Annotated in this window: 16 protein-coding genes; 7 read left to right on the top strand and 9 right to left on the bottom strand. The window is 68.8% G+C overall.

Features of this window, described 5'->3' with window-relative positions:
- Nucleotides 1–84 precede the first annotated feature (84 nt).
- Together plsX and CA984_RS33795 are read right to left on the bottom strand one after the other, a co-directional pair.
- Complete coding sequence (gene plsX, locus CA984_RS33800) at nucleotides 85–1,092, bottom strand: phosphate acyltransferase PlsX (protein WP_165781512.1); 1,008 nt, start codon at nucleotides 1,090–1,092, stop codon at nucleotides 85–87.
- 98 nt (nucleotides 1,093–1,190) lie between these two features.
- On the bottom strand, nucleotides 1,191–1,787 hold the full coding sequence (locus CA984_RS33795) for a DUF1707 SHOCT-like domain-containing protein (RefSeq protein ID WP_086577499.1): 597 nt from the start codon (nucleotides 1,785–1,787) through the stop codon (nucleotides 1,191–1,193).
- A gap of 172 nt (nucleotides 1,788–1,959) precedes the next feature.
- On the opposite strand from CA984_RS33795, the gene CA984_RS33790 reads away from it, so the two are divergent.
- Entirely contained in the window at nucleotides 1,960–3,327 is a 1,368-nt protein-coding gene (locus tag CA984_RS33790) for a KamA family radical SAM protein (RefSeq protein ID WP_086577498.1), read from the top strand.
- A gap of 445 nt (nucleotides 3,328–3,772) precedes the next feature.
- Complete coding sequence (locus CA984_RS33785) at nucleotides 3,773–4,636, top strand: hypothetical protein (RefSeq protein ID WP_086577497.1); 864 nt, start codon at nucleotides 3,773–3,775, stop codon at nucleotides 4,634–4,636.
- 91 nt (nucleotides 4,637–4,727) lie between these two features.
- On the opposite strand, the gene CA984_RS33780 is transcribed toward CA984_RS33785, so the two are convergent.
- The 4 genes from CA984_RS33780 to CA984_RS33765 form a co-directional block, all read right to left on the bottom strand.
- Complete coding sequence (locus tag CA984_RS33780; protein WP_012895297.1) at nucleotides 4,728–4,907, bottom strand: hypothetical protein; 180 nt, start codon at nucleotides 4,905–4,907, stop codon at nucleotides 4,728–4,730.
- Between the two features lie 92 nt (nucleotides 4,908–4,999).
- The gene (locus CA984_RS33775; protein WP_207621142.1) at nucleotides 5,000–5,521 is read right to left on the bottom strand and encodes a YbhB/YbcL family Raf kinase inhibitor-like protein; all 522 of its coding nucleotides are present in this window, start codon (nucleotides 5,519–5,521) and stop codon (nucleotides 5,000–5,002) included.
- A 224-nt stretch (nucleotides 5,522–5,745) separates the two neighbouring features.
- A complete protein-coding gene (locus tag CA984_RS33770; protein ID WP_086577502.1) occupies nucleotides 5,746–6,528 on the bottom strand; it encodes an ABC transporter ATP-binding protein in 783 nt (260 codons plus the stop codon).
- 64 nt (nucleotides 6,529–6,592) lie between these two features.
- A complete protein-coding gene (locus CA984_RS33765) occupies nucleotides 6,593–7,534 on the bottom strand; it encodes an ABC transporter permease (protein ID WP_086577495.1) in 942 nt (313 codons plus the stop codon).
- 504 nt (nucleotides 7,535–8,038) lie between these two features.
- On the opposite strand from CA984_RS33765, the gene CA984_RS33760 reads away from it, so the two are divergent.
- The 5 genes from CA984_RS33760 to CA984_RS33740 all read left to right on the top strand — a co-directional run bounded on the left by CA984_RS33760 (nucleotide 8,039) and on the right by CA984_RS33740 (nucleotide 13,680).
- A complete protein-coding gene (locus tag CA984_RS33760; RefSeq protein WP_086577494.1) occupies nucleotides 8,039–9,670 on the top strand; it encodes a peptide ABC transporter substrate-binding protein in 1,632 nt (543 codons plus the stop codon).
- Between the two features lie 122 nt (nucleotides 9,671–9,792).
- On the top strand, nucleotides 9,793–10,716 hold the full coding sequence (locus CA984_RS33755; RefSeq protein WP_086577493.1) for an ABC transporter permease: 924 nt from the start codon (nucleotides 9,793–9,795) through the stop codon (nucleotides 10,714–10,716).
- Nucleotides 10,709–11,635 carry an ABC transporter permease gene (locus CA984_RS33750; protein WP_086577492.1) on the top strand — a complete coding sequence of 309 codons (927 nt, stop codon included), beginning with the start codon at nucleotides 10,709–10,711 and terminating at the stop codon, nucleotides 11,633–11,635. The genes CA984_RS33755 and CA984_RS33750 overlap by 8 nt, the downstream gene beginning before the upstream one ends.
- A gap of 10 nt (nucleotides 11,636–11,645) precedes the next feature.
- A complete protein-coding gene (locus CA984_RS33745) occupies nucleotides 11,646–12,683 on the top strand; it encodes an ABC transporter ATP-binding protein (protein ID WP_086577491.1) in 1,038 nt (345 codons plus the stop codon).
- Entirely contained in the window at nucleotides 12,667–13,680 is a 1,014-nt protein-coding gene (locus tag CA984_RS33740) for an ABC transporter ATP-binding protein (RefSeq protein WP_086577490.1), read from the top strand. Before CA984_RS33745 ends, CA984_RS33740 begins: the two co-directional genes overlap by 17 nt.
- A 132-nt stretch (nucleotides 13,681–13,812) precedes the next feature.
- Here CA984_RS33740 and CA984_RS33735 read toward each other — a convergent pair whose 3' ends face one another.
- The 3 genes from CA984_RS33735 to CA984_RS33725 all read right to left on the bottom strand — a co-directional run bounded on the left by CA984_RS33735 (nucleotide 13,813) and on the right by CA984_RS33725 (nucleotide 15,934).
- On the bottom strand, nucleotides 13,813–14,220 hold the full coding sequence (locus tag CA984_RS33735; RefSeq protein ID WP_086577489.1) for a hypothetical protein: 408 nt from the start codon (nucleotides 14,218–14,220) through the stop codon (nucleotides 13,813–13,815).
- A 128-nt stretch (nucleotides 14,221–14,348) separates the two neighbouring features.
- On the bottom strand, nucleotides 14,349–15,533 hold the full coding sequence (locus tag CA984_RS33730) for a lipid-transfer protein (protein WP_086577501.1): 1,185 nt from the start codon (nucleotides 15,531–15,533) through the stop codon (nucleotides 14,349–14,351).
- On the bottom strand, nucleotides 15,530–15,934 hold the full coding sequence (locus CA984_RS33725; RefSeq protein WP_086577488.1) for a Zn-ribbon domain-containing OB-fold protein: 405 nt from the start codon (nucleotides 15,932–15,934) through the stop codon (nucleotides 15,530–15,532). The genes CA984_RS33730 and CA984_RS33725 overlap by 4 nt, the downstream gene beginning before the upstream one ends.
- Between the last annotated feature and the right edge of the window lie 92 nt (nucleotides 15,935–16,026).

Below are 16,026 nucleotides of genomic sequence, written 5' to 3'. Positions count from 1 at the left end.
GGGGCGGTGGGCCCGTGTGGAATCGCCGCAGGCGGCGGGGCCGTTGGACGCCAAGGTCCGCGCGGGTGTCAGGGGTTGCGGGGGCTACCAGAGGCGGTGCGACCGGGGGGCGGCGGCCAGGCGTTCGCCGATGCGGGTGACCACGCCCTGCCGGGCCAGCCCGGCGGCGAGCACGCACGCGGCGCTGACCCCCTTGGCCTGTGAGGAACCGTGGGCGATGACCACGGTGCCGTTGAGCCCGAGCAGCACGGCCCCGCCGTGGACCTCCGGGTCCAGCCGCTGGTTGAGCCCCCTGATGCGTTTTCTCTGCAGCATTCCGCCCAGCCGGGCCGTACGGCTCTCGCTGATCGTGTCGCGGAGCTCGGCGAAGGCGTAGCGGACGCTGCCCTCCATGGTCTTGAGCGCCACGTTGCCGGTGAAGCCGTCGGTGACGATGACGTCCACCGTCCGGGTGAGCAGGTCGTGCCCCTCGATGTTGCCGGCGAAGTTCAGGCCGGGAGCGGCCGACAGCAGCTCGTGTGCCCGTTTGACGAGCTTGTTGCCCTTCTCCGGCTCGCTGCCGATGGTCAGCAGGCCGATCCTGGGCTCGTCGATCTCCAGGGCGGTCTCCGCGTAGGCGGCGCCCAGGTGCGCGAACTGCACCAGCATCTCCGGCTTCACCTCGGCGTTCGCCCCCGCGTCCAGCAGGACGGTGGGGGTGGGCCGGGTCGGCAGGGCGACGGCGATGGCGGGTCTGAGCACTCCGGGCTGGCTGCGGAGCCGGAGTTTGCCGGTGGCCACGATTCCGGCGGTGGATCCGGCGGAGACCACGGCGGAGGCCTCGCCTCGCCGTACGAGATGGCAGGCGACGGCGATGCTGGAGCGGGGGCGGCGGAGGCTGGCGAGGGCGCCCTCGTCCATGGCCAGGGCCTCCTCGGCCCGGATGATCGGGACCTCGGTGAGCGCGTCGTGGACGGAGAGCGCCTCCATGAGGGGGCGGGGAGCACCGACGAGGACGACACGGACCCCGTGTTCCCGCACCGCGTGTACGGCTCCCGCGACGATCTCGTCCGGGGCGTGGTCGCCGCCCATCGCGTCCAAGGCGATCGGCATGGCGCCGGGAGCGTGGGTATCAGGCAAGCGGTCACCTCGTGCGGGATGGTCTGTCCGCATCGTAGGCGGGGTCGGCGTCGGATGGGTCGACCGGGGGCTCAGGGCCAGTCGGGGAGATTCCAATCGGTCCTCTCCCGCGAGATGATGATCTTCCCGAAGGTGGCCCGGCCGACGACGCGGATGACCGGGCCGCCCTCGTCGCCGAGGCCGCCCGAGATGTTCCTCTTGGCGAACAGCGCACTGACCTCGTCGATGACGTGGGCGTTCTCCGGCACCCTGACGATCAGCTTGCCGAAGGCGGAGTTGACCTCAAGGGTGATCTCACGGCCGGGGAGCACCGCATTGGACAGGTCGACGATCAGCGCGCCGAACGTGGCGTTCAGCGCCGTGTGGCGTCCGGCGATCCAGCGCCCGCCCCGGACGACCTTGCTGAAGACGGCGCGCACCTCATGCCGGACGATGGCGGGCCCGTGGACCGTGGCGGTGACGTCGGGCAGATCGTGGGTGATCGGGGCGAGCTCGCCCAGGGTGACGGAGTCGTAGGTCGCCTGCAGCCGGTCGGCGTGTTCGAGGCTGGTCAGGCGGCCGGTGGCGAGGGCTTCGGCGAGCACCGCGGCCACGCGGTCGCGGTCGGCGTCGGACGCGCGCATGGCCGGGGAGTGGTGGCCCGGTAAGGCGGGGTCACGGGAGGTCATGGGAGGGATTCTACGGCGTTTCGAGATATATCGCGAGATGAATTTACCGGCGAACTTACCTGAGAGTGGAACCAGCCGTAGGGGTAATTACGTCCGGGTATATAAGCGCCATGACGCGCGACCGGCTGGAGAGGTTTACGCGAAGACCGACAAAAAACGGAGGAAAGAATTAGTGATCTTTAAGGAAGGCTCTGCGCGCGGCTTCCGTGCCTACACCGCCAAGCATCTGGACGACCTCCTGCGACGGGCCGGCCTCGGGGACGAGGAGCGGCTCCGGATCAGGGCGGTGGCGACCGTCCTGCCCTTCCGTACCAACGCCTACGTGGTGGATCAGCTCATCGACTGGTCGGCCATCCCCGATGACCCCATATATCGTCTGGTCTTCCCTCAGGCGGACATGCTGCCCGAGCCGGACGTCACCAGACTCGCAGGTCTCCTGCGCGCCGGTGCTCCGAACGCGGAAATCCAGGCGGCGGCACGCGAGGTCAGGATGCGGCTCAACCCGCACCCGGCCGGTCAGCTCGACCTCAACGTCCCACGCATCGGTGATGATCCGATGCCGGGGATGCAGCACAAATATCCTGAGACGGTGCTCTTCTTCCCCAAGCAGGGCCAGACCTGTCACGCGTACTGCACCTACTGCTTCCGATGGGCGCAGTTCATCGGGGAGCCCGATCTCAAGTTCGCCTCCGACGACGTCGAGAACCTCGTCGGCTACCTGAAGAAACATCCCCAGGTGACCAGCGTGCTGTTCACCGGCGGCGATCCCATGATCATGAGTGAGCCGGTGCTCCGCCGCTACCTGGAGCCGCTGCTCGAACTGGAGCAGCTCGAATCCATCCGCATCGGCACCAAGTCGCTGGCCTACTGGCCGCAGCGGTTCGTCTCCGACCCCGATGCCGACGACACGCTGCGCCTGTTCGCGTCCGTGGTGGACGCGGGCAAGAACCTGGCCTTCATGGCGCACTTCTCGCACCCGAGGGAGATGGAGTCTTCCGTCGTCGAGGCAGCCGTGGCCGGGATCCTCGCCACCGGCGCGGTGGTCCGGACCCAGGCGCCGCTGATCAGGACGATCAACGACGACCCCGTGACCTGGTCGTCCATGTGGCGCAGGCAGCTCACCATGGGCATGGTGCCCTACTACATGTTCGTCGAGCGGGACACCGGGCCCCAGGACTACTTCGCGGTCCCCCTCGCCCGGGCCTACGAGATCTTCAGGGACGCCTACGCGAGCGTTTCGGGACTGTGCCGCACGGTGCGGGGCCCCTCCATGTCGGCCACGCCCGGCAAGGTCTGCGTGGACGGCGTCGCGGAGATCGCGGGGCAGAAGGTCTTCGTGCTCCACCTCATCCAGGCGCGGGACCCCGAGCTGGTCGGACGCCCCTTCTTCGCGCGCTACGACCCCACGGCCGCGTGGCTGACCGACCTGCGGCCGGCGTTCGCCGACCGCTTCCCCTTCGAATCCTCCGAACTCCCCGAGCTCCTCGGCCCCTCCGACCCCTTCGCGCCGGCGACGGTCCCCCAGCGGCTGTCCGCCTGATCCCCAGGGTCAAGGGGGTGTCCGGCGACCGGAAAATCTGACGCCGTGACCGGTGGACTCTCTTTCCCGCCCCTTTCCCGGGTTCCTGTCTCCGGTGCCGCCGGGATGTGCTCCGGAGTGCCGCAATTCTGCGGCATACGGATCGGCGGACCGTAATCCTTCGCAGGACTATTTCCAGATTTACCGGCTGCGCCGGGCGGGTCCCAGGGCCCGCCCGGCGTGTCCATGCTGGGACTCCAGATGCTGTCGCCGCCGGTAATCCGATCATCGTGAGTGGACCGGGGGTCGCTCGGGACGGTGATACAAATGCCGATGCAGCTTCCGGCCGGCGCGTTTCGTGTAGCCCTCCAAATCGCGCCCACCGGTAATTCAGGGTCTTAGGCCCGCTTTTTCTCACGGTTCCAGAAAAAGCAGAGCGGGCCGATCACAGTCTGGGAAGGCAATCATGAAGCGATTCATCAAAGCGGCTGCGGCCGTGGCGGCGTTCGGTCTCGCGGCGGCGATCTGCGCCCCCGCCCAGGCCCGGTCGCGCGACATCCTCGACGGGCAGGACGGGACCGACGGCCTCTCCCACGTGCTCGGAGGGCTTACCTTCGGCCTGCTCGACGAGGGGAACGTGCAGCTCGGCACCATGGGTGACCAGGGTCCGGCATTCGGGACGCGGGATGACCAGGGCCTGCCGGGCAGCATGACGAGCGGCTGGCGCGTCAGCACCGACCGCCTGTGGTGGACGCTCACGGACGCCGCCGGGGAACTCGCCGGCACCTCCGTGAGCGACCCCACCCCCGGCGCTTCCGTGAGCGACCCCATCCCTGGCGCTCCGCAGGACGGCGGCACCATCCCCGGCACTTCCGTGAGCGACCCGATCCCCGGCGCTCCGCAGGACGGCGGCGCCGCGCAGAACGGCTCCCTGTCCGCCGCCCAGGGACCCCAGAACCTCAGTGACATCCTCGGCACCGTGCCCACGACGACCACGTCGGCCGCCGAGACCGCTCAGACCTCCGCCGACGCGGTCGCGGCACTCGGCGACAAGCGTGCCGAGATCGACGGCCTCGTGGACGCGGCGAACCAGGCCGTGCCCCGGGGCGCCGAGCAGGCGGGCACTCTCGCCCCGCTGGTGGGCACCCTGTCTCCGGCCGAGGCCGAGCCGGTCGCCGGGGCCGTCGCCCCGATCGTCCGGTCCGCCTCCGTCGACGAGCTCGCGCCGCTGGTGGGCAACAGCGGTGAGGAGGGCGCCAAGGCCCTCACCGGAACCGTCCATTCGCTGGCCGACACCACGATGAGCACCACCAGGGTCGCCGCCGAGTAGTCACGGCGACGCGGGACGCCCGCCGCGCCGAGGGGGATGCGCGGAGACAGCGAGAGACCGGCCGGTGCGCACCGGCCGGTCTCCCTCTGTTTCAGAGGCCTGGTCCCCGCACGGTGGTGCGGCGGGCGATCTGGGCCTGAAGTCTGGCCATCTGCCAGTGCAGCTCGATGAGCTGCTCGACGAGCTGGAGACGGGGAATCTCGGACGGGTCCTCTGTGGCCAGGTGGTCGATCGCGGTCGACAGCTCTCGCATCGCGCGCCCCCACTCCATGACGGCTTCCTAAGATCGAAACAACGTTCGAATCATAGCGGAACGCCGATCACGATGTCAGTCGATTGCCCGCCTGAGCGTCCGTGTGTCCCTCAGGTTTCGTACACAGGTGCGATATATCCGCGGGCCAGGGTGTGGGCGGTGATGTTGAAGCCCACCACGGCAGGCGGCGTGTCGGCGTCCACGCCGAGCTTGTCCACGTCGAGGGCGTGCACCGCGAAGATGTAGCGGTGCGGCCAGCCGGGCGGCGGGGCCGCGCCGCCGTAGGCGTGGGTGCTGTAGTCGTTGCGACCGTGCACGCCGAAGCTGGAGCCGGCGCCGCCCGCCCCGGCGGGCAGCTCGGTCACGTCGGCGGGGATGTCGAACAGCAGCCAGTGCCAGAATCCGCTGCCGGTGGGGGCGTCGGGGTCGAAGCACGTCACCGCGTAGCTGAGGGTGCCCTCAGGGGCTCCCGACCAGCGCAGGTGCGGGGAGATGTTCTGCCCGGTCGCCCCCCAGTCGTCGAACACCTGGGCCTCGGACATGGTCTCGCCGTCGCGGACGTCGTCGCTCTCGACGGTCAGCGCGGGGACCTGGGGCAGGAAGTCATATGGAATCGGTGGCCGTGGGGACACGATTCACCTCCGGTGGGAGCGTCTTGTCGGTCGCTCTCATCTTGCCCTGCCGCCCGGGGGCTTCGCGGACGGCGTGGCGGGCGACGTGGGCGGCGGGGTGGTGCGCCGCGAGCCGTTGTCGCAGGCGGTCCGGCGTGGCTCTACAGGCGTCGCAGGCCGTTGTCGCGGACGGTCCTGCGGCGCGTCTGGGACGTCGCCGGGGGGGCGGCGGGGCCCGGCGGCGGTCAGGCGCTGTTGTAGGCGGCGAGCACGGCCTTGGGGTCGCCGTCCATCTTGATCTTGCCCTTGTGCAGCCAGATGACCCGGTTGCAGGTCTCCTCGATCACGTCGAGGTTGTGCGCCACCAGGAAGACCGTGCCGGCCTGGTCGCGCATCTGCTTGATGCGCTCCTGGCTCTTGCGCTTGAAGTCGCGGTCGCCGGTGGCCAGGGCCTCGTCGATGAGCAGCACGTCATGGGCCTTGGCCGAGGCGATGGCGAAACGGAGGCGGGCGCCCATGCCGGAGGAGTAGGTCGACATGGGGAACTGCACGAACTCGCCGATGCCGGAGAATTCCACGATCTCGTCGTACTTCTCCCTCACCTGCGCGGGGTTCATGCCCATCGCGTAGCAGCCCAGCACGATGTTGCGCTCACCGGTGAGCTCGCGCATCATCGCGGCGTTGACGCCGAGCAGGGACGGCTGGCCGTCGGTGTAGACCGCGCCCGAGTGGGGCGGCAGGAGCCCGGCGATGGCGCGCAGCATGGTGGACTTGCCCGAGCCGTTGCGGCCGATGATGCCGATGGCGTCGCCGTGGTGGGCCACGAAGGAGACGCCGCGGACGGCGTGCACCTCCTTCATCTGCGGCCTGCCCTGGCGCTTGAGAAGGCGCATGAGGGCGTTGGCGGCGTTGCCCTTCTCGGCCTCGGTGGCCGCGCCGTACACGCGGTAGATGATGTGCAGGTCGTCCACGATGACCGTCGGAGTGCCCGCGCGGCTGTCGCCGGCGGGGTCCGGGTTGGGGTGCACCCTGACGTCCTTGGTGGGGGCGCCGGGTTCCTCGGCCTTCACGCTGGACAGCTCCTCGGTCAACTCAGCCACGGCCGTACTTCTCCTCGGCTCGCCAGAAGTACCAGAAGCCACCGATCAAGGCGAACACCGCCCAGAATATGCAGACGTACCAGATGTACGGCCGGGGGGCATGCGACTCCATGAGCAGGTCGCGCATGAGCTCGATGTAGGCGGCGGCGGGGTTGAAGTACATGATGTCGGCGATCCACTGCCGGAACACGTCTCCGTCGGCGCCCACCACCTTGTCCTGGATGGAGAAGAACACGCCGGAGGCGTAGAGCCAGGTGCGCATGATGAACGGCAGGAGCTGGTTCAGGTCGCGGGCGGTGGAGCCGACGCGGGCCAGGACCAGGCTGGCGCCGACGTTGAACATCGTCTGCAGCAGCAGGGCCACCGGGATCAGCAGCCAGAACCACGTGGGCGCCTCGCCGGTGACGAGCACCAGCGCGACCAGCACGCCCATGGAGATCAGGAGCTGCTGGAACTCCTGGATCGTGTAGGCGAAGGGGAGCGCCGCGCGCGGGAAGTGCAGGGCGCGGATCAGCGACAGGTTGCCGGAGATCGACTTGGCGCCGCTGCTCACCGAGCGCTGGGTGTAGGTGAAGACGAACATCCCGGTGATGAGGAACGCGGGATAGTTCGGGACCCCCTTGTCCGCCCCCAGGATCAGGCCGAACATCAGCCAGTAGATCCCGGCGTTCATCAGGGGGGTGAGGACCTGCCAGAGCTGGCCCAGGGCTGAGTTGCTGTACTTCGAGACGTTGCGCGAGGTCGCGTACGTCATGACGAAGTGCCGTCGTTCCCACAACTGACGCAGGTAGACGGGCAGACTGGGGCGTGCGATGGCACGCCGAAGTCCGTAACGCTCGGCGAGCTTGGCCAGCGGCTCTTGCCCCTTGTCTGGGGTGCCGTTACTCGGGCCGCCCGCCTGGGCGTCCGCGATCGCGGATTCCGGCTGGCTCATGGCAAGGACTCTATTGGATGCGAGTGGTTGAAGTGCCTACGGCGGTGCTCCGCCGCACACATTGGACGGGATCTCCACCGAGGAGGTTCCAGGGCAATTGTGCGGTTCGCCTGCGAACCTCCGGCCCTCCTGCGACGGGGTCAACGTTAGCCCAGGTGAGGGTCATGCGCGGGCAACGGATGCGAGCACTCCTGACCCAGAGGTATTTTGGCATGACCGTTCTCGCCCTATATGAGTCTATATGTCTACTTATGGCCTTCCTGGGGGGTTGGATCGGTCATGCTGGTAGACGTATGGCGCCGAACCGGCACATGCGTGACCGGACTGCAACATCACAGAGACATCTATGTGTGGAGCGGTGCGGGATAGTCGCGTCCGACTGGTGTGGCGTCAGCACCTTGGCCGGGATGGCGGGGAACGGGGGACCACAACCTCCCCTGCCGGGCTGTCCGGGCTACGGGACCTCGATGGCGACGCCCGCCTGCAAAGGGAGGAATTACTACAATGCGCGTTACTAAGGGCGCACGGATCACCGCCGGCACCGCGCTGCTCGCTCTGGGGCTGGCCGCGTGCGGCGGCCAGAGCTCTACGGGCGGCGGGACGGCCTCCGCCGACCAGCCCGTGCGCATGGAGCTCGGTGAGCCCCAGAAGCTCTTCTACCCGGGTGACACCACCGAGTCCGAGGGTTCCGAGGTGCTGGCCGCCGTCTTCGCCCCGCTGGTGAGCTACGACGAGAACAAGCAGGTCGTCGACGACGTCGCCGAGTCGATCAAGACGACCGACAACAAGACCTGGACGATCAAGCTCAAGCCGGGCTACACCTGGCACAACGACGAGCCGCTGATCGCGCAGAACTACGTCGACGCGTGGAACTACGCCGCCAACCAGGACAACGTCCAGGGTGCCAACGGTTTCTTCAGCCGCGTCGAGGGCTGGGCCGACCTGAACCCGGGCGAGGGCAAGACCGTCTCCACCAAGGGGATGAAGGGCCTGAAGGTCGTCGACGACAGCACTTTCAAGGTCACCCTGAGCAAGCCGTTCTCGCAGTTCAAGACGATGCTGGGCTACACGTCGTTCTACCCGCTGCCCAAGGCCGCCTTCGGTGAGGACGGCAAGGTCACCGAGGCGTACGCCAAGCAGCCGATCGGACAGGGCTACTTCAAGTTCGACAAGCCCTACAACAAGGGTACCGACCAGTCGATCGACCTGACCCGGTACGACAAGTTCCCCGGGGAAAAGCCGAAGTTCGACAAGCTCCAGTTCAAGATCTACTCCAGCGCCGAGACCGCGTTCAACGACCTGCGCGCGGGCAACCTGGACGTCCACGACTCGCTGCCCCCCTCGGCGATCGCCAGCGCCAAGGCCGAGCTCGGCGAGCGCTACATGGACGAGGCCGACGCCGGCGTCGGGTACATCGGCTTCCCGATGCAGTACAACAAGACCTACGCGAACGTGAAGGTCCGCGAGGCCATCTCCCTGGCCATCGACCGCAAGACGATCGCCGAGACGGTCTTCTCGGGCACCCGCGCCCCGGCCGACGACTTCATCAACCCGCTGCTCGACGGCTACCGTCCGGGCGCCTGCGCGGTCTGCACCTACGACCCGGCCAAGGCCAAGTCGCAGTACGCCGCCAACGGCGGCCCGAAGACGCTGGAGCTGGGCTACAACTCCGACGGCCCGCACAAGGAGTGGATCGAGGCGGTCGCCAACAACCTCCGCGCCAACCTCGGCGTCCAGGTCACGGTGAAGCCGTTCGAGAAGTTCGCCTCGATCCTCGACGAGCTCGACGAGAAGACCTACGGCGGCATGTTCCGCATGGGCTGGGCGATCGACTACCCGTCGGCGGAGAACTACCTGACCCCGGTCTTCTCCACCGTCGCGATCAAGACCGGCTCCAACTACGCCGGCTGGTCCAACAAGGCGTTCGACGACCTCCTCGCCAAGGGCGACGGCGCCGCGACGCAGGCGCAGGGCCTGAAGTACTACCAGCAGGCCGACGACATCCTGATCAAGGAACTGCCGTACATCCCGGTGTACTTCTACAGGACGAACGCCGCGTTCTCCCAGCATGTCAAGGGCGTCAAGATCAACCTCCTCAACCAGGTCGAGTGGACCAAGGTCGAGAAGGTCGCCTGACGGATGGCTGCGGGCCGGGCGCGTGCGCCCGGCCCCATGGGCTGCCTCCGGGCGGTCCCGTGGCGCCGCGTACCCCGGCGGCGCCGCGGGGCTGTTCCCCGAGGCGTGTACGGGAGGCTTGAATGAGCCGTTACATCATCAGGCGCCTGATCCAGGCGATACCTGTTCTTCTGGGCGCGACCCTGCTCATCTACGCCATCGTCTTCGCGCTGCCCGGTGACCCCATCGCGGCGCTGATGGGCGAGAAGCGGATGGACCCCAACCTCGTCACCATCATGCGGGAGCAGTACCACCTGAACGACCCGTTCCTGGTGCAGTACTGGTACTACCTCGTGGGCCTGTTCGGCGGCGACTTCGGCACCACCTTCGCCGGGGTCCCGGTCACGGACATCATGGCCGGCAAGTTCCAGGTGACCATCAACCTGGCGATGACCGCCCTGGTCATGGAGGCGGTCATCGGCGTCGGCCTCGGCCTCTACGCGGCGCTGCGCCACGGCAGGGCCCAGGACTCCATGGTCCTCGCGTCCACGCTGGTGCTGATCTCCATTCCCACGCTGGTCACCGGTTTCGTGCTCCAGCTGCTCCTGGGGGTCAAGGTCGGCCTCTTCCCCGTCGCGGGCGTCACGGACGGCTGGCGCAGCTACCTGCTGCCCGGCTTCGTGCTCGCCGGGACGTCGATCGCCTACCTCACCCGGCTCACCCGGACCAGCCTCGTGGAGACCCTGCGGGCCGACTACATCCGCACCGCGGTGGCCAAGGGCCTGCCCCGGCGCCGGGTCGTCGGACGGCACGCGCTGCGCAACGCGCTGATCCCGCTGATCACCTATCTCGGCGCCGACCTCGGCACGCTGATGGGCGGCGCCGTGATCACCGAGACGATCTTCAACCTGCCCGGCATCGGCCAGCAGCTCTTCAGCTCGGTCTACCTGCGCGAACAGTCGGTGGTCGTCGGCATCGTGACCGTGCTGGTGCTGATCTACATCCTGGCCAACCTGATCGTCGACCTGCTCTACGCCGTGCTCGACCCGAGGATCCGCTATGAGTGACACCCTTGCTCCGGCCGCCCGGCGCGCCAGGCACGGCAAGCCGGCCAGGCCACCCAAGCCACCCAGGGCCGCCAGCCTGTGGAGCGACGCCTGGCACGATCTGCGCCGCCGCCCGCTCTTCATCAGCTCGGCAGTCCTTATCGGCATTTTTCTCATCATGTCGGTGTTCCCCTGGCTGTTCACCTCGGTGGACCCGTTCGACGCGGCGAGCTGCCAGCTCGCCGACGCCCGCAAGGGCATGAGCGGCGCCCACTGGTTCGGCACCGACAACCTGGGCTGCGACGTCTACGCCCGCACGATCTACGGCGCCCGCAACTCGATCGTGGTGGGCGTGACGACCACGGTCGTCACCGCGCTGGTGGGTGGCCTGCTCGGCCTCGTCGCGGGGTTCAAGGGCGGGGCGGTCGACACCCTGTTCTCCCGGGTCACCGAGATCTTCTTCGCCATCCCGTCGATCCTCGGCGCCCTGCTCATCCTGGCGGTCTTCCGCACGGGCAACGTCTGGACCGTCATGCTGGCGCTGGCCGTACTGACCTGGCCGATGACCTTCCGCATCATGCGGGCCGCGGTGATCACCGCCAAGAGCCAGGACTACGTGGTCGCGGCCCGGGCGCTCGGCGCCTCCGCGCCCCGGCTCATGTTCCGGCACATCCTACCGAACGCCATCGCGCCCGTGATCGTGGTCGCCACGATCAACCTGGGCGGTTTCATCGCCGCGGAGGCGGGACTGTCCTTTTTGGGGGTCGGTTTACGCTCGCCTGATATCTCCTGGGGACTTATGATCTCCGATGCCCGGGAGCGCTTCCTGGAGGCGCCGGGACCGCTGCTCTTCCCGGCGCTGTTCCTGAGCCTGACCGTGCTGGCCTTCATCATGCTGGGCGACGCCGTACGCGACGCCCTCGACCCGAAGCTGCGGTAAGGGGGGACCTGTGAAGAAGACGTCAACGTCGGTGTTGCCGGCCGGGGGAGCCCTGGGCGACGAACCCCTGCTGGCCGTCGACGACCTGCACGTGGAGTTCGTCACCAGGCAGGGCGTCGTCAAAGCGGTCAACGGGGTCAGCTACTCGCTGAACCCCGGCGAGACGCTCGCCGTGCTCGGCGAGTCGGGCTCCGGCAAGTCGGTGACCGCCCAGGCGATCATGGGCATCCTCGACATGCCGCCGGCCCGCATCCCCCGGGGGGAGGTCCGCTTCCGGGGGACCGACCTGCTCAGGCTGCCGGAGGACGCGCGTTCCCAGGTCCGCGGCCAGCGGGTTGCGATGATCTTCCAGGACGCGCTCTCCGCGCTGAACCCGGTGTTCACCGTGGGCTCGCAGATCGGGGAGATGTTCCGGGTGCACCGGGGCGCCTCCCGGCGCGACGCCGAGAAGAAGGCCGTCGAGCTGATGGACCGGGTCCGCATCCCCGGAGCCAGGCAGCGGGTGCACGACTACCCGCACCAGTTCTCCGGCGGCATGCGCCAGCGCATCATGATCGCGATGTCGATCGCGCTCGACCCGGAGGTGCTGATCGCCGACGAGCCGACCACGGCGCTCGACGTGACGGTGCAGGCCCAGATCATGGAGCTCCTCGCCGAGCTGCAGCGCGAGAGCAACATGGGCCTGATCCTGATCACCCACGACCTCGGCGTGGTGGCCGACGTGGCCGACAAGATCGCGGTCATGTACGGCGGGCGGATCGTGGAGAACGCCCTCGTGCACGACATCTACCGGGCCCCCGCCCATCCGTACACCAAGGGGCTGCTGGACTCGATCCCCAGGGTCGACCAGAAGGGCCAGGAGCTGTACGCCATCAAGGGCATGCCGCCGAACCTGCTCGCGATGCCCTCGGGCTGTGCTTTCCACCCCCGGTGCCCCTACCGTCAGGACAACTGCGTCACCGAGGCGCCGCCTCTGTACGAGATCGGCCCCACGCGCAGCAGCGCCTGTCACTACTGGAGGGAGGTCCTCGATGGCAGCCACGGGTGAGCCGATCCTTGAGGTCCGCGACCTGGTCAAGCACTTCCCGCTGAACCAGGGCATCATCATGAGGAAGCAGATCGGTGCGATCAAGGCCGTGGACGGGGTCTCCTTCGACCTGCGTCGCGGTGAGACGCTCGGCATCGTGGGCGAGTCCGGCTGTGGCAAGTCCACGCTGGCCAAGCTCCTGATGGCGCTGGAGCGGCCTACCTCCGGTTCCGTGAAGATCAACGGCCGGGAGATCGCCCAGGCCAGGGGCGGCGAGCTCAAGCGGGTCCGCCGCAACATCCAGATGGTCATGCAGGACCCGTACACCTCGCTGAACCCCCGGATGACCGTGGGCGACATCATCGGCGAGCCGTACGAGATCCACCAGGAGGTCGCCCCCAAGGGGGACCGCCGCCGCAAGGTGCAGGAACTGCTGGAGGTCGTGGGTCTCAACCCCGACCACATCAACCGCTACCCGCACCAGTTCTCCGGCGGCCAGCGCCAGCGCATCGGCATCGCCCGGGGCCTGGCGCTCCAGCCGGAGATCATCGTCTGCGACGAGCCGGTGTCCGCGCTCGACGTGTCGATCCAGGCGCAGGTCATCAACCTGCTGGAGCGGCTGCAGAACGAGTTCGACCTCGCCTACATCTTCATCGCGCACGACCTGTCGGTGGTCCGCCACATCTCCGACCGGGTCGGCGTGATGTATCTGGGCAAGATGGTCGAGCTGGGCAAGGACACCGAGATCTACGACCGTCCCGCCCACCCCTACACCCAGGCGCTGCTGTCGGCGGTCCCGGTGCCCGACCCGGACGGGCGGGAACGGCGTGAGCGGATCATCCTCCAGGGCGACCCGCCCTCCCCGGCCAACCCGCCGTCGGGATGCCGCTTCCGGACCAGGTGCTGGAAGGCGCAGGAGATCTGCGCGGAGCAGGAGCCGCTGCTGCAGATCCGGCCCGGCACCGCCCACGCGAGCGCCTGCCACTTCGCGGAGACCCACGACGTGGTGCACGTCTGAAGGCGGAGACCTGCCACGTGGTACACGTCCGGAAGAGGACCGGGCGCGGGAGGGTGCCCCCTCCACATGCGGGAAAAGCCGGAGGGCGACGCCTCCACACAAGAGATGTGGAAGCGTCGCCCTCCCGGCTTACTAGAGGATGTCGACGCCGATGCCGCCGATGCCGACGAGGCCGCCGATCCCGACGCCGTGGCCGACCCCGCTGCCGTTGCTGACGACGTTGCCGCTGCCGCCGTAGACGCCCGGACGGATGCCGCCGCTGTAGACGCCGCCGCCGTACACGCCGCCGCCGTAGACGCCGCTGCTGTAGACGCCGCCGCCGTACGCGTACGCGCCGGCGCAGGGAGAGGCCGCCACGATGGCGTTCGTGCAGCCGCTGCTGTAGACGGCGCCCGTCGGGACCAGGACCGGGGCCGAGACGACGCCGACACCGCAGCAGTCCGCGGCCTTGGCCGAGGAGGTGGAGGCGGACGCGGCAGCGGCAGGCGCGAGGATGGCGATGCCGACGCACGCGGAAGTGATGAGAAGACGACGAATCATGTGTTTGTTCCCCCCCGTAAGGAAGCCGCGGCAGTGTCCGGACTTGGAACGTTCTGGCTGCTCGCGGCTACTCAACGTAACGGGAGCGACACTATCCATCGACATGCTTTGGAACGGTGCCGAGATGGTCAGGTTGTGGCAATGATCGCGGAGCCGTGGCCGAACAAACCTTGGTTCGCGGCCAGTCCGGCCCGCGCCCTTTCCACCTGGCGTGCCCCCGCCGTGCCCCGTAACTGCCAGGTCAGCTCACAGATCTGGGCGATGGCCTGGGCGGGGACGGCCTCGCCGAAGGAGGCGAGCCCGCCGGAGGGGTTCACCGGGATCCGGCCGCCGAGCGCGGTGTCCCCAGCGCGCAGCAGCTTCTCCGCCTCGCCCGGCGGGCACAGGCCGACGTCCTCGACCCAGTCGAGTTCCAGTGCGGTGGACAGGTCGTAGACCTCGGCGAACGACAGGTCACCGGGGCCCAGGCCCGCCTCCTCGTAGGCGGCGTGGGCGATGGAGGCGCGGAAGGTCCGCTCGGGGGGCGGCACCGCCGCGGTGGAGTCGGTGGCGAAGTTCGGCAGTTCGAGCACGGTGCCGGGGAAGGTGGGCGTCACCGTGGAGACGGCCGCGAGCCGTACCGGGCTGCTCGCGCCGTGGCGGCGGGCGAAGTCGTCGGAGGCCAGCACCAGCGCGGCGCCGCCGTCGGAGGTGGCGCAGATGTCCATCAGCCGCAGCGGGTCGGCGACCATGGGGGAGGCGAGCACCTGTTCGGCGGTGGTGGTCCGGCGGTAGCGGGCGTTGCCGTTCAGGGAGCCGGCGAGGGCGTTCTTGACCTTGACGGCGGCGAAGTCCTCGGCGGTGCTGCCGTACAGGGCCATCCGCCTGCGCGCGTAGAGCGCGAAGTACGCCGGGTTGGTGGCGCCGAGCAGCCGGAACCGGAGCCAGTCGGGGTCGTCCGGGCGGTCGCCGCCCACCGGCTTGAAGAACCCCTTGGGGGTGGAGTCGGCCCCGACGACCAGTGCCACGTCGCAGAGCCCGGCGAGGATCCGGGTGCGGGCGATGTCGACGGCCTGCGCGCCCGAGGCGCACGCCGCGTAACAGGAGGCGATCCGCGCGCCGTTCCACCCCATGGCCTGGGCGAACGTCGCGCCGGCGACGAATCCCGGGTAGCCGTTCCTGATCGTGTCGGCGCCCACCACGAACTGGACGTCGCTCCAGGCCAGGCCCGCGTCGCGCAGCGCGGCCCGGGCGGCGGCCACGCCGTACTCGGTGAAGGGCCGTCCCCACTTTCCCCAGGGGTGCATCCCCGCGCCCAGGATGACGGCGCTCACGGCCTGCCCCACATCCACACCGGCGGGCCGTCGGCGAGCGGGCCCCAGGTCAGCTCCAGCTCCATGCCCACGTGCAGGTCCTCCACGGCCAGGTCCTTGACCTGGCCGAGCACGATGATCCCCTCCTCGGCGAGCTCCACCGCCGCGAGCGTCACCGGGGTGTACGGCTCGGCCGTCACGAACGGCGCGGGAGGCGGGTAGCAGGCATTGGTGTAGGACCAGACGGTGCCCCGCCGCGAGAGCCGGGTCCCCGCGAGGTCCTCGCCGTCGCAGTGGGGGTTGCGGCAGAAGCCCGTCTGGGGTGGGAAGTAGACGGTCCGGCAGTCGGAGCAGCGGGTGCCGAGCAGATGCGCGGTGCCGTCGTCCACGGTGAACCAGCCGTCGATCACGGGTGCGGTCATAGGGCAAATATGACACAAGCGCTTGCTAGGTAACATCCCCCGGCGGGCCGGGCGGCCGCCTCAACCGGGCGAGGGGCGGGCAGCGTCTGGGG

It is taken from the genome of Streptosporangium minutum (assembly GCF_002149035.1).
Taxonomy (GTDB): domain Bacteria; phylum Actinomycetota; class Actinomycetes; order Streptosporangiales; family Streptosporangiaceae; genus Streptosporangium; species Streptosporangium minutum.
The sequence above is the reverse complement of the archived record's forward strand: the minus strand, read 5'-3'. Positions and strand labels throughout refer to the sequence as shown.

What these genes read in the sequence shown, in the direction of transcription:
- plsX (WP_165781512.1), bottom strand. Translation starts at nt 1,092, where the DNA reads ATGCCGATCGCCTTGGACGCGATGGGCGGCGACCACGCCCCGGACGAG.
- CA984_RS33795 (WP_086577499.1), bottom strand. Translation starts at nt 1,787, where the DNA reads ATGACCTCCCGTGACCCCGCCTTACCGGGCCACCACTCCCCGGCCATG.
- CA984_RS33785 (WP_086577497.1), top strand. Translation starts at nt 3,773, where the DNA reads ATGAAGCGATTCATCAAAGCGGCTGCGGCCGTGGCGGCGTTCGGTCTC.
- CA984_RS33780 (WP_012895297.1), bottom strand. Translation starts at nt 4,907, where the DNA reads ATGGAGTGGGGGCGCGCGATGCGAGAGCTGTCGACCGCGATCGACCAC.
- CA984_RS33765 (WP_086577495.1), bottom strand. Translation starts at nt 7,534, where the DNA reads ATGAGCCAGCCGGAATCCGCGATCGCGGACGCCCAGGCGGGCGGCCCG.
- CA984_RS33760 (WP_086577494.1), top strand. Translation starts at nt 8,039, where the DNA reads ATGCGCGTTACTAAGGGCGCACGGATCACCGCCGGCACCGCGCTGCTC.
- CA984_RS33755 (WP_086577493.1), top strand. Translation starts at nt 9,793, where the DNA reads ATGAGCCGTTACATCATCAGGCGCCTGATCCAGGCGATACCTGTTCTT.
- CA984_RS33750 (WP_086577492.1), top strand. Translation starts at nt 10,709, where the DNA reads ATGAGTGACACCCTTGCTCCGGCCGCCCGGCGCGCCAGGCACGGCAAG.
- CA984_RS33740 (WP_086577490.1), top strand. Translation starts at nt 12,667, where the DNA reads ATGGCAGCCACGGGTGAGCCGATCCTTGAGGTCCGCGACCTGGTCAAG.
- CA984_RS33735 (WP_086577489.1), bottom strand. Translation starts at nt 14,220, where the DNA reads ATGATTCGTCGTCTTCTCATCACTTCCGCGTGCGTCGGCATCGCCATC.
- CA984_RS33725 (WP_086577488.1), bottom strand. Translation starts at nt 15,934, where the DNA reads ATGACCGCACCCGTGATCGACGGCTGGTTCACCGTGGACGACGGCACC.